We start from the raw sequence: 12,660 nt of genomic DNA on the forward strand, positions 1-12,660 counted from the left end.
GCGTACCGCCCGCCGGACCTGAGAGGGCCACTTGAGCCAGAGTCGACACGTCCCGGTGATGCTCCAGCGGTGCCTGGACCTGTTGGCCCCCGCTCTCCAGGCCCCGGGAGCGGTGGTCGTCGACTGCACGCTCGGCCTCGGCGGGCACAGCGAGGCACTGCTCTCCCGCTTCCCCGAGGCCCGCCTGGTCGCCCTCGACCGGGACAAGGAGGCGCTGCGCCTGTCCGGCGAGCGGCTCGCGCCGTACGGCGAGCGCGCCACCCTGGTGCACGCGGTCTACGACGAACTGCCCGAGGTGCTCGACCGGCTGGACGTCGCGCGCGTGCAGGGCGTCCTGTTCGATCTCGGGGTCTCCTCGATGCAGCTCGACGAGGCCGACCGCGGCTTCGCCTACGCCCAGGACGCGCCGCTCGACATGCGCATGGACCAGACGACGGGCATCAGCGCCGCCGAGGTCCTCAACACCTATCCGGCCGGCGAGCTGGTGCGGATCCTGCGCGCCTACGGCGAGGAGAAGCAGGCCAGACGGATCGTCTCCGCCGTCGTGCGCGAGCGGGAGAAGGAGCCGTTCACCAGCAGCGGGCGGCTCGTGGAGGTCATCCGGGACGCGCTGCCGCAGGCGGCCAAGCGGACCGGCGGCAACCCGGCCAAGCGCACCTTCCAGGCGCTGCGCATCGAGGTCAACGGGGAGCTCGCGGTGCTGGAGCGCGCGGTCCCCGCCGCGGTGAAGGCGCTCGACGTCGGCGGACGGATCGCGGTCCTGTCCTACCACTCGCTGGAGGACCGGCTGGTCAAACAGGTGTTCGCGGCCGGTGCCGCCACCACCGCGCCGCCCGGACTGCCGGTCGTGCCCGAGCAGTACCAGCCCCGGCTCAAGCTGCTCACCCGTGGTGCCGAACTCCCCACCGAGGAGGAGGTCGCCGAGAACCGCAGGGCGGCCCCGGCACGACTGCGCGCGGCACAGCGCATCAGGGAGGACGTGGAGTGAGGCAGCCGCAGGGGCGGGCGTTCGGGTCCGTTGACCGGACCCGGGGGAGGACGAGTGAGTAGGAAACCCGAACTGAGAGGGAGGGCCGCCCGCCTCGCGCAGCTGCTTCCCACCGGCCGGGCACAGGCCGCCAGGACACCGTTCGTCCTGCTGGTCGTGCTGTTGCTGGGCGGCGGGCTCATCGCACTGCTGGTGCTGAACTCGGCGCTGAGCGAGGGGTCCTTCCAACTCGACGACCTGCACAAAGAGACCAAGAGCCTCACCGACGAGCAGCAGGCGCTCCAGCGCGACATCGACGCCTACTCCGCCCCCGAGGCCCTGCAGCGCCGCGCCGGCGAGTTGGGCATGGTGCCCGGCGGAGACCCCGTGTTCCTCGCCCCGGACGGCACCTTCAAGGGAGTGCCGTCGTCCGCGACTCCCGCCGCCGCGCGTGAGCCCCTGGTCATCGCCCCCGAGGCGATGACCACCGCGTTCCCCCGGTCGGCCGCCAGCCCGACGGCGTTCGGTTCCGTCCCGGGACCCCCGAGCCGCACGGCCGCGTCCCCCGAGGTGTCCGCGACCGCCCCCCGGCCGTCCCGGCCCGCCCCCACTGCGACCACGACTCCCGGCAGGTGACGGAAGTGAGCGACAGGGAACCGCCGCGCCGCCGCGTACCGAGGCCCGCCCGGCCCGACCGCTCCGGCGGCCGCCGGCCGCCCGGCCCCGGCAGCGGCCCGGTCCGCCGCGCGGCCCCGCCGCCGCGCGTCATCCGGCTGGGCAGCCCGCGTCCCCGGCTGCGGATGGTCGGCCTCGCGCTGACCCTGGTGATGCTCGTCTTCGTCGTCCGGCTGCTCCAGGTGCAGGCCGTCGACGCGAGCGCCTACGCCGCCAAGGCCGAGCAGAACCGGTACGTCGTGCACACCCTCACCGCGCAGCGCGGCGAGATCACCGACCGCACCGGCGTGGCCCTGGCGACCAGCGTGGACGCCTACGACATCACGGCCGACCCCACCCTGTTCACCCGGGAGCAGCTGAGGATCGACGACGGGCCGGAGCAGGCGGCGGCCCTCCTCGCGCCGATTCTCGGGCAGGACCAGGAGGAGATCACCCGCAAGCTCCGGCCGAAGGACAAGGACCTGCGCTACGTCAGGCTGGCCGGGCGGCAGACCCCGCAGGTCTGGAAGCAGATCAAGGACCTGAGGTCCGCGCTGGCCGGCCGGGCCCAGACCGACAAGGGCACCGCCAACGTCCTCGCCGGCGTCCTGGCCGAGCCCAGCAGCAAGCGCGTGTACCCGAACGGCGACCTGGCGGCCGGGCTGCTGGGCTTCGTCAACGCCGAGGGCAAGGGCGGCGGCGGCATCGAGCAGCAGCTGGACGAACAGCTCGCCGGTGAGGACGGCAAGATCCGCTACGCCCAGTCCGGCGGCCACCAGGTGCCGACCGTCGGCTCCACCGAGACCCCCGCGGTGCCCGGCGTCGACGTCGAGCTGACCATCGACCGCGACATCCAGTGGGCGGCGCAGAACGCCATCACCGAGCAGGTGGAGGAGTCCCGGGCGGACCGCGGCTACGTGATCGTCCAGGACACCCGGACCGGCGAGATCCTCGCCATGGCCAACTCGCCCGGCTTCGACCCCAACGACCTGTCCACCGCCGACGCCACCGCGATGGGCAACGCCGCCCTCCAGGACGCCTTCGAGCCGGGCTCCACCGCCAAGGTCATGTCGATGGCCGCCGTACTGGAGGAGAACGTCGCCACGCCCGGCACGCATGTCGTCGTGCCCAACCGGCTGCACCGCGGCGACCGTCTCTTCCGGGACGACATCGACCACGCCACCTGGTACCTCACGCTGAACGGCGTGCTCGCCAAGTCCAGCAACATCGGCACCATCCTCGCCACCGGCCAGCTCGGCAAGGACCAGGCGCGGGCCAACCGGGTCCTGCACGAGTACCTGCGCAAGTTCGGCATCGGCAGCTACACCGGGCTCGGCTTCCCCGGCGAGACCAAGGGCATCCTCGCCGCGCCGAACACCTGGTCGACCTCGCAGCAGTACACGATTCCTTTCGGCCAGGGTGTCTCCATCAACGCGATGCAGGCGGCGTCCGTCTATTCGACGATCGCCAACGGCGGCGTCCGTGTCGAACCCAGCCTCGTCCGCGGCCGGCAGGGGCCCGACGGGCAGTTCACGCCCGCCCCGGAGCCCGAGAAGACAAGGGTCGTGAGCGAGAAGACCGCCAAGACCCTCGCCCGGATGCTGGAGTCGGTGGTGGACGACGAGGAGGGCACGGGCACCAAGGCGCGTATCCCCGGCTACCGCGTCGCGGGGAAGACGGGCACCGCCAACCGAGTGGATCCGGCCACCGGCAAGTACCGCGGCTACACCTCGTCCTTCGCCGGATTCGCCCCCGCCGACAAGCCCCGCGTCACCGTGTACTGCGCCATCCAGAACGCCACCGAGGGCAGCTACTTCGGCGGCCAGATCTGCGGTCCCGTCTACAAGAAGGTGATGGAGTTCGCCCTGAAGACCCTCCAGGTCCCGCCGACCGGGACGCCGCCGGCGAAACTCCCGGTCACCTTCAAACCCTGATCAGCACCGAGCACCCAGGAACCACCCGTGACAACGATCACCCCCGATCCCGGGGACCAGAGCGCCTCCGGCCCCTCACTTCGCTCCCCGGCGGGTGCGCCCGGTACGCTCACCGCCGTGCCACACGCTGATCAGTCCCAAACCACCCAGAAGGACGTTCCTGTGACATATCCGGGGCCGCCCCGACCGGAACGGGTCTCCGCCACACCCCTCGCGGAACTCGCCGATCAGCTGGGTCTCACCGCGCCGGAGGGCGCCGCCGAGGTCACGGGCATCACCCATGACTCGCGCGCCGTCCGCCCCGGCGACCTGTACGCCGCCCTTCCCGGCGCCCGCGCCCACGGCGCCGACTTCGTCACGCAGGCCGTCGGCCTCGGCGCCACCGCGGTGCTGACCGACCCGGCCGGCACCGAGCGCGCCGCCGCGACGGGCCTGCCGGTGCTCACCGTCGACGACCCCCGCGCGCGGATGGGCGCGCTGGCGGCCACGATCTACGGACACCCCGGCCGCGGACTGCTCCAGATCGGCATCACCGGCACCTCCGGCAAGACCACGACCGCCTACCTCGTCGAGGGCGGCCTGCGGACGGGCCGTCCGGCCGGTCTGATCGGCACCGTCGAGACCCGGATCGGCGACGAGCGGATCAAGTCCGAGCGCACCACGCCCGAAGCGACCGACCTCCAGGCGCTGTTCGCAGTGATGCGCGAACGCGGTGTCGAGGCCGTCGCGATGGAGGTCTCCAGCCACGCGCTGGTCCTCGGCCGGGTCGACGGCTGCGTCTTCGACGTCGCCGTCTTCACCAACCTCAGCCCGGAGCACATGGAGTTCCACTCCGACATGGAGGACTACTTCCGGGCCAAGGCACAGCTGTTCACACCGGAACGCAGCCGTCTCGGCGTGGTCAACATCGACGACGAGTACGGCCGCAGGCTGGCCCGGGAGGCCACCGTCCCGGTCGTCACCTACTCGGCCGAGGGCCACCCCGACGCCGACTGGCGCGCCGAGGACGTCACGGTCGGCCCGCTGGACTCGCCGTTCACCGTCGTCGGCCCGAACGGCGAGCGGATCGGCGCCAGGTCGCCGCTGCCCGGTCCGTTCAACGTGGCGAACACCCTCGCCGCGATCGTGGCCCTCGCCGCCGCGGGCCTCGACCCGCAGACCGCCGCCGACGGCGTCGCCGCCGTACCGGGCGTACCGGGCCGTCTGGAGCGGGTGGACGCCGGCCAGCCGTACCTCGCGGTCGTCGACTACGCCCACAAGACCGACGCCGTCGAGTCGGTGCTCAAGGCGCTGCGCAAGGTCACCAAGGGCCGGCTGCACATCGTGCTCGGCTGCGGCGGCGACCGGGACCGCTCCAAGCGCTCCCCGATGGGCGCCGCGGCCGCCCGGCTCGCCGACATCGCCGTACTGACCTCCGACAACCCCCGCTCCGAGGACCCCCTGGCGATCCTCGCGACCATGCTGGAAGGCGCCGCGTCGGTGCCGGCGCACGAACGCGGCGAGGTGCTCCTCTTCGAGGACCGGGCCGCGGCGATCGCCGCCGCCGTGCACCGCGCACGGCCCGGGGACACCGTGCTGGTCGCGGGCAAGGGCCACGAGCAGGGCCAGGACATCGCCGGGGTGGTCCGTCCCTTCGACGACCGCCAGGTGCTTCGCGAAGCTATCCAGAAGACCCAGGGATGAACTTGTGATCGCCCTCTCTCTCGCCGAGATCGCAGAAGTCGTCGGCGGGCAGACGCACGACATACCGGATCCGTCGGTGCGGGTGACCGGACCGGTCGTCCGGGACTCCCGCGAGGTGGAACCGGGCAGCCTGTTCGTCGCCTTCGCCGGCGAGCGCGTCGACGGCCACGACTTCGCACCGGCCGTCGTGGCGGCGGGCGCGGCGGCCGTGCTGGCCACGCGCCCCGTCGGGGTGCCCGCGATCGTCGTGGACGACGTCCAGACCGCCCTCGGCGCCCTCGCCCGCCATGTCGTGGGCCGGCTCGGCGCCACCCTGGTGGCGCTCACCGGCTCCGCGGGCAAGACCAGTACCAAGGACCTGATCGCCCAGGTGCTCCAGCGCAAGGCGCCGACCGTGTGGACGCCGGGCTCGTTGAACAACGAGATCGGGCTGCCGCTGACCGCGCTGAGCGCGGCCGAGGACACCCGGTTCCTCGTCCTGGAGATGGGCGCGCGGGGCATCGGCCACATCCGCTACCTCACCGACCTGACGCCCCCGCGGATCGGCCTGGTGCTCAACGTCGGCACCGCGCACATCGGCGAGTTCGGCGGCCGGGAGCAGATCGCTCAGGCCAAGGGCGAGTTGGTCGAGGCGCTGCCCGAGGACGGCGCCGCGATCCTGAACGCCGACGACCCCCTCGTACGCGCCATGTCGTCGCGTACGAAGGCGAAGGTGATCCTCTTCGGAGAGACCGACGAAGCGGACGTACGCGCCGAGAACGTGCGTCTGACGGACGCCGGGCGCCCCGCATTCACCCTTCACACACCCTCCGGGTGCAGTGACGTGACCATGCGCCTGTACGGTGAGCACCACGTGTCGAACGCGCTCGCCGCGGCCGCCGTCGCCCATGAGCTGGGCATGTCCGCGGAAGAGATCGCCATCGCCCTCTCCGAGGCAGGCTCCCTCTCACGCTGGCGCATGGAGGTCACCGAGCGCCCGGACGGCGTGACGGTCGTCAACGACGCCTACAACGCGAACCCCGAGTCCATGCGGGCCGCCCTGCGAGCCCTCGTGGCCATGGGGGAGGCCACACGGCCACAAGGGGGTCGCACGTGGGCGGTGCTCGGCAAGATGGCCGAGCTCGGGGACGAGGCGCTCGCCGAGCACGACGCGGTCGGGCGGCTCGCCGTCCGACTCAACGTCAGCAAGCTCGTCGCGGTCGGGGGCAGGGAAGCCGCCTGGCTGCAACTGGGCGCATATAACGAGGGTTCGTGGGGTGAGGAGTCGGTGCACGTGTCCGACGCACAGGCGGCGGTCGACCTGTTGCGCAGCGAATTGCGCCCGGGGGACGTCGTGCTCGTGAAGGCGTCCCGGTCGGTCGGGCTCGAATGTGTCGCCCAGGCACTGCTGGAGTCCGGTGCCGAGGGTGAGGTTGCCGCCCGATGATGAAGCAGATCCTGTTCGCGGGAGTCATTGGCCTGTTCCTGACGCTGATCGGCACCCCACTGCTGATCAAGCTGCTGGCCCGCAAGGGCTACGGCCAGTACATCCGCGACGACGGCCCCCGCGAGCACGCCAGCAAGCGCGGTACGCCGACGATGGGCGGTATCGCCTTCATCCTGGCGACGATCGCCGCGTACTTCCTGGCCAAGGTGATCACCGGCTACCTGGACCCGGAGGCCGACGCGGCCCCGACGTACTCGGGCCTGCTGGTGCTCGGCCTGATGGCCGGCATGGGTCTCGTCGGGTTCCTGGACGACTACATCAAGATCGTCAAGCGGCGCTCGCTCGGTCTGCGGGCCAAGGCGAAGATGGCCGGCCAGCTGATCGTCGGCATCGCCTTCGCCGTGCTGTCGCTCCAGTTCGCGGACAAGCGCGGCAACACCCCGGCCTCCACCAAGCTGTCGTTCATCACCGACTTCGGCTGGACGATCGGCCCGGTGCTGTTCGTGGTCTGGGCGCTGTTCATGATCCTGGCGATGTCGAACGGCGTGAACCTCACGGACGGTCTCGACGGCCTGGCCACCGGTGCCTCCGTGCTCGTCTTCGGCGCGTACACCTTCATCGGCGTCTGGCAGTTCCAGGAGTCCTGCGCCAACGCGCTGGCCCTGACCAACCCCAACGCCTGCTACGAGGTACGAGATCCACTCGACCTCGCGGTGGTCGCCTCGGCGCTGATGGGCTCCTGCCTCGGCTTCCTGTGGTGGAACACCTCGCCGGCCAAGATCTTCATGGGTGACACGGGTTCGCTCGCGCTCGGCGGTGTGCTCGCGGGTCTGGCGATCTGCTCCCGCACCGAGCTGCTGCTCGCCATCCTCGGCGGCCTGTTCGTCCTGATCACCATGTCCGTGGTGATCCAGGTCGGCTCCTTCCGCCTGACCGGCAAACGTGTCTTCCGGATGGCGCCACTCCAGCACCACTTCGAACTCAAGGGCTGGTCAGAAGTGCTCGTCGTGGTCCGGTTCTGGATCATTCAGGGCATCTGTGTAATTGTCGGACTGGGCCTCTTCTATGCGGGATGGGCAGCGGAAAAGTGACCGACTGGCAGGGTAAGCGTGTCACCGTCGCCGGGCTCGGCGTCTCGGGTGTCCCGGCGGCGAAGGTCCTGCACGGCCTCGGCGCGCACGTCACCGTCGTCAACGACGGCGACGACGAGCGGGCCCGGGCCCAGGCCGCCGAGCTGGAGGCGTTCGGCGTCACCGTGCGCCTCGGCGACGGCGCGACCCTGCCCGAGGGCACCGAGCTGATCGTCACCGCGCCCGGCTGGAAGCCGGACAAGCCGTTGTTCACGGCGGCCCACGAGGCGGGTGTCCCCGTCTGGGGCGACGTCGAACTGGCCTGGCGGCTGCGCGGCCCCGACGCGGCGCCCTGGCTCGCGGTGACCGGCACCAACGGCAAGACCACCACCGTCCAGATGCTCGCCTCCATCCTGACGGCGGCCGGTCTGCGCACCGCCGCCGTCGGCAACATCGGCGTCTCGCTGCTGGACGCGGTCCTCGGTGACGAGAAGTACGACGTGCTGGCCGTGGAGCTGTCCAGCTACCAGCTCCACTGGGCGCCGTCCCTGCGCGCCCACTCCGCCGCCGTCCTGAACCTGGCGCCGGACCACCTCGACTGGCACGGCTCCATGGAGGCGTACGCCGCCGACAAGGGCCGGATCTACGAGGGCAATCAGGTCGCCTGCGTCTACAACGCCGCCGACAAGGCCACCGAGGACCTGGTCCGCGAGGCCGACGTCGAGGAGGGCTGCCGGGCCATCGGCTTCACCCTGGGCACCCCGGCCCCGTCCCAACTCGGCGTCGTGGACGGCATCCTGGTCGACCGGGCCTTCGTCGAGAACCGGCACCAGAACGCCCAGGAACTGGCCGAGGTCTCCGACGTGAACCCGCCGGCCCCGCACAACGTCGCCAACGCCCTTGCCGCGGCGGCCCTGGCACGCGCCTTCGGCGTGCCCGCCACGGCCGTACGGGACGGGCTGCGCGCCTTCACCCCGGACGCGCACCGCATCGCGCACGTCGCCGACGTGGACGGAGTCGCCTACGTCGACGACTCCAAGGCCACCAACACCCACGCGGCGGAAGCCTCGTTGGCGGCGTACGAGTCGATCGTGTGGATCGCCGGCGGACTGGCGAAGGGCGCCACCTTCGACGAACTCGTCGCCAAGTCGGCGAAGCGGCTGCGGGCGGCCGTCCTGATCGGTGCCGATCGTGCGCTGATCCGAGACGCCCTGGCGCGACACGCCCCGGAAGTACCCGTCGTCGACCTCGACCGGACCGACACTGGGGCGATGCTCGCGGCGGTCCGGGAGGCACGGCGGCTCGCCGTCGCCGGGGACACGGTGCTCCTGGCACCGGCCTGTGCCTCCATGGACATGTTCGCCAACTACAACAGGCGCGGAGAGGCGTTCGCGGAGGCGGTTCGCGAACTCGACGCCTGACCCGGCCCGCCGGGCGACCTTGGGAGGACGCGTGGAGCCGTCCAGGCCGACCTACAGCGGAGGCGCCGATGCCCGGTAGCCGTACCGGGGGCCCGCCCGTCCAGCGGGCCACCCGGCGCCCCGCCGCACCCCGGCCGCCGCGCGAGAACTCCGTCGTGGGCCTCTACGCGCGGGCGCGAAAGGCCTGGGACCGGCCGCTGACCGCGTACTACCTGATCCTCGGCGGCAGCATGCTGATCACCGTGCTCGGTCTGGTGATGGTCTACTCGGCCTCCCAGATCACCGCGCTGCAGATGTCGCTGCCCGGGTCGTACTTCTTCCGCAAGCAGATGCTCGCCGCCGTGATCGGGGCGACGCTGCTGCTGGCCGCCTCGCGGATGCCGGTCAAGCTGCACCGGGCGCTGGCCTACCCGATCCTCGCCGGTGCCGTCTTCCTGATGGCCCTGGTGCAGGTGCCGGGGATAGGAGTGGCGGTCAACGGCAACCAGAACTGGATCTCCCTCGGCGGCTCCTTCCAGGTCCAGCCGAGCGAGTTCGGCAAGCTGGCGCTGGTGCTCTGGGGCGCCGACCTGCTCGCCCGCAAGCAGGACCGGCGGCTGCTGGCCCAGTGGAAGCACATGCTGGTGCCGCTGGTGCCGGTCGCCTTTCTGCTGCTGGGGCTGATCATGCTCGGCGGGGACATGGGCACGGCGATCATCCTCACGGCGATCCTGTTCGGGCTGCTGTGGCTGGCCGGCGCCCCCACCCGGCTGTTCGTCAGCGTGCTGTCGGTCGCCGCGGGGCTCGGGGTGATCCTCATCCAGGCCAGCTCCAACCGGCTGGAACGGTTCCGCTGCATCGGCGCCACCGAGATGGGTCCCGACGGATCGTGCTGGCAGGCGGTGCACGGCATCTACGCCCTGGCCTCCGGCGGACTCTTCGGTTCCGGGCTGGGTGCGAGTGTGGAGAAATGGGGTCAACTGCCGGAAGCGCACACCGACTTCATCTTCGCCGTCACCGGTGAGGAACTGGGCCTCGCGGGGACGCTGTCGGTGCTCGCCCTCTTCGCCGCTCTAGGCTATGCGGGTATCCGCGTGGCCGGACGCACGGAGGATCCCTTCGTCAGGTATGCCGCGGGAGGCGTGACCACCTGGATCACGGCCCAGGCCGTGATCAACATCGGTGCGGTGCTCGGCCTGCTGCCGATCGCCGGCGTCCCGCTCCCGCTGTTCTCCTACGGGGGATCCGCCCTGCTGCCGACCATGTTCGCCATCGGGTTGCTGATCGCCTTCGCGCGCGACGAGCCCGCTGCGCGGGCGGCGCTTGCGATGCGGCAACCCCGCTTTGGTAGAAAGCGGGGGGCTGGGGGCTCTGCGTCGAACCGGAGCCCCCGGAGATGGAACACGATGCGACGGCGCGCCTCGGCGGCGCGCACGTCCGGAGAGCGGTGAATTTCGGTGCATGTCGTACTCGCTGGTGGGGGGACCGCCGGCCACATCGAGCCGGCGCTCGCCCTCGCGGACGCCCTGCGCAGGCAGGACCCCTCGGTGGGGATCACAGCCCTGGGCACGGAGCGCGGCCTGGAGACGCGGCTCGTTCCGGAGCGCGGCTACGAGCTGGCGCTGATCCCCGCCGTCCCGCTGCCGCGCAGGCCCACGCCCGAGCTGATCACCGTCCCGGGCCGGCTGCGCGGCACGATCAAGGCCGCCGAGCAGGTGCTGGAGCGCACCAGGGCCGACGCCGTGGTGGGCTTCGGCGGCTACGTCGCCCTGCCCGGGTACCTGGCGGCCAAGCGGCTCGGCGTGCCGATCGTGATCCACGAGGCGAACGCCCGCCCCGGCCTGGCCAACAAGATCGGCTCCCGGTACGCCGCCCAGGTCGCCGTCTCCACCCCGGACAGCAAGCTGCGCGGTGCCCGCTACATCGGCATTCCGCTGCGCCGCTCCATCGCCACCCTCGACCGGGCCGCCGTGCGCCCCGAGGCCCGCGCGGCCTTCGGGCTCGACCCGAACCTGCCGACCCTGCTGGTCTCCGGCGGTTCGCAGGGCGCCCGGCGCCTCAACGAGGTGGTCCAGCAGGTCGCTCCGTGGCTCCAGCAGGCCGGGATCCAGATCCTGCACGCGGTCGGCCCGAAGAACGAACTGCCGCAGGTGCACCAGATGCCGGGGATGCCCCCGTACATCCCGGTAAGTTACCTGGACCGGATGGACCTCGCGTACGCCGCGGCCGACATGATGCTCTGCCGCGCGGGCGCGATGACCGTCGCCGAACTCTCCGCCGTCGGGCTCCCGGCCGTCTACGTTCCGCTGCCCATCGGCAACGGCGAACAGCGGCTGAACGCCCAGCCGGTGGTCAAGGCCGGCGGCGGGCTGCTGGTCGACGACGCGGAACTCACCCCGGAGTGGGTGCAGCAGAACGTCGTGCCCGTGCTCGCCGACCCGCACCGGCTGTACGAGATGTCCCGCGCCGCCGGTGAGTTCGGCCGCCGGGACGCCGACGAGATCCTGGTCGGCATGGTGTACGAGGCGATCGCCGCCCACCGTGCACACCACTAGGGACGTATGACGGAAGGCAGGGAGCGTGGCCGGACCGACCACCGCCGAGCGCGGTGCACGCCAGCAGGAACCGTCCGGCCCGCCTCCCGCACGGCGGCTGAGGTCGGCCCGGCTTCGTACGATCATCATTCTCGTGACCGCGCTCGTGCTCCTCGGCGCGGGCGCCGGCTGGCTGTTGTACGGCTCGAAAGCGCTGCGCGTGGAGCGCGTGACCGTGTCCGGGACCCGGGTTCTGACGCCCGCTCAGGTACGCGAGGCCGCCGACGTCCCGGTCGGATCGCCGTTGATTTCCGTCGACACCGACAGGATTGAGGCACGACTGCGTCAGGAATTGCCCCGAATTGACGCAGTTGACGTCGTCCGTTCCTGGCCCCGTGGAATCGGCCTGAAAGTGACCGAGCGTACCCCCGTTCTGCTCGTGGAAAAGGGCGGGAAGTTCGTGGAAGTCGACGACGAAGGTGTCCGGTTCGCCACGGTTTCCCGGGCTCCGAAAGGCGTTCCCCTCCTGGAATTGACGGTCTCCCGATCGGGTTCCGCCGCGGCCAGTCACCGGCGCTTCGGCGAGGACCGGCTGGTGCGGGAGGCGGTGGCGGTCGCCCGTTCCCTTCCGGCCGCGGTGGCCCGCGACACCCGGGTGGTCAAGGTCCGTTCCTACGACGACATCTCGCTGGAGTTGCGCGGTGGCCGGACCGTCGCCTGGGGAAGCAGCGAGAAGGGCCGCGCCAAGGGGCGTACGCTCGCCGCTCTCATGAAAGCCGCGCCCGCCGCCCGGCACTTCGACGTCAGCGTCCCCACCGCCCCGGCGTCATCGGCGAGTTGACGCACATCAGCGCAGGCCAGCACCCTGGTTGGGCAGCGCTACGGCTGATCACATAGGGTGAAAAGAAAAACGGGAGGTTCGGCGTGTTCGTTGAACGCGCGCCACTTGTCGACTTAGTGTCCTGTTCAGAAGACTTCAGGGAACAGACACA

10 protein-coding genes are annotated in these 12,660 nt (G+C 71.4%); all 10 read left to right on the forward strand.

Annotated features, from left to right (window positions below; all coding sequences use genetic code 11):
- The first annotated feature begins 31 nt into the window (after nucleotides 1-31).
- The 10 genes from rsmH to DN051_RS27990 all read left to right on the forward strand — a co-directional run bounded on the left by rsmH (nucleotide 32) and on the right by DN051_RS27990 (nucleotide 12,509).
- Entirely contained in the window at nucleotides 32-988 is a 957-nt protein-coding gene (gene rsmH / locus DN051_RS27945) for a 16S rRNA (cytosine(1402)-N(4))-methyltransferase RsmH (RefSeq protein ID WP_112439729.1), read from the forward strand.
- Between the two features lie 54 nt (nucleotides 989-1,042).
- Nucleotides 1,043-1,603 carry a cell division protein FtsL gene (gene ftsL, locus DN051_RS27950; RefSeq protein WP_053764041.1) on the forward strand — a complete coding sequence of 187 codons (561 nt, stop codon included), beginning with the start codon at nucleotides 1,043-1,045 and terminating at the stop codon, nucleotides 1,601-1,603.
- Between the two features lie 5 nt (nucleotides 1,604-1,608).
- Nucleotides 1,609-3,555: a peptidoglycan D,D-transpeptidase FtsI family protein gene (locus DN051_RS27955; protein WP_420709272.1), complete on the forward strand. Its 1,947-nt coding sequence runs from the start codon at nucleotides 1,609-1,611 to the stop codon at nucleotides 3,553-3,555.
- Nucleotides 3,556-3,717: 162 nt separating this feature from the next.
- Entirely contained in the window at nucleotides 3,718-5,238 is a 1,521-nt protein-coding gene (locus DN051_RS27960) for a UDP-N-acetylmuramoyl-L-alanyl-D-glutamate--2,6-diaminopimelate ligase (protein ID WP_053764043.1), read from the forward strand.
- Nucleotides 5,239-5,242: 4 nt separating this feature from the next.
- A complete protein-coding gene (locus DN051_RS27965; RefSeq protein ID WP_112439730.1) occupies nucleotides 5,243-6,664 on the forward strand; it encodes a UDP-N-acetylmuramoyl-tripeptide--D-alanyl-D-alanine ligase in 1,422 nt (473 codons plus the stop codon).
- Nucleotides 6,664-7,755, forward strand: a complete 1,092-nt coding sequence (gene mraY / locus DN051_RS27970) for a phospho-N-acetylmuramoyl-pentapeptide-transferase (protein WP_053764045.1) — start codon at nucleotides 6,664-6,666, stop codon at nucleotides 7,753-7,755. The genes DN051_RS27965 and mraY overlap by 1 nt, the downstream gene beginning before the upstream one ends.
- Nucleotides 7,737-9,155, forward strand: a complete 1,419-nt coding sequence (gene murD, locus DN051_RS27975) for a UDP-N-acetylmuramoyl-L-alanine--D-glutamate ligase (protein ID WP_053764046.1) — start codon at nucleotides 7,737-7,739, stop codon at nucleotides 9,153-9,155. Before mraY ends, murD begins: the two co-directional genes overlap by 19 nt.
- A gap of 68 nt (nucleotides 9,156-9,223) precedes the next feature.
- Entirely contained in the window at nucleotides 9,224-10,585 is a 1,362-nt protein-coding gene (gene ftsW / locus DN051_RS27980) for a putative lipid II flippase FtsW (RefSeq protein ID WP_053764047.1), read from the forward strand.
- A gap of 6 nt (nucleotides 10,586-10,591) precedes the next feature.
- On the forward strand, nucleotides 10,592-11,689 hold the full coding sequence (gene murG, locus DN051_RS27985) for an undecaprenyldiphospho-muramoylpentapeptide beta-N-acetylglucosaminyltransferase (protein WP_053764048.1): 1,098 nt from the start codon (nucleotides 10,592-10,594) through the stop codon (nucleotides 11,687-11,689).
- A 25-nt stretch (nucleotides 11,690-11,714) separates the two neighbouring features.
- Nucleotides 11,715-12,509, forward strand: coding sequence for a cell division protein FtsQ/DivIB (locus DN051_RS27990; RefSeq protein ID WP_053764049.1), 795 nt, complete (start codon nucleotides 11,715-11,717; stop codon nucleotides 12,507-12,509).
- Nucleotides 12,510-12,660 lie beyond the last annotated feature (151 nt).

It is taken from the genome of Streptomyces cadmiisoli (assembly GCF_003261055.1).
Classification (GTDB): domain Bacteria; phylum Actinomycetota; class Actinomycetes; order Streptomycetales; family Streptomycetaceae; genus Streptomyces; species Streptomyces cadmiisoli.

Bases quoted from the DNA above. Each gene is read 5' to 3' on its own strand.
- ftsW (WP_053764047.1), top strand. From the start codon at position 9,224: ATGCCCGGTAGCCGTACCGGGGGCCCGCCCGTCCAGCGGGCCACCCGG.
- mraY (WP_053764045.1), top strand. From the start codon at position 6,664: ATGAAGCAGATCCTGTTCGCGGGAGTCATTGGCCTGTTCCTGACGCTG.
- murD (WP_053764046.1), top strand. From the start codon at position 7,737: ATGGGCAGCGGAAAAGTGACCGACTGGCAGGGTAAGCGTGTCACCGTC.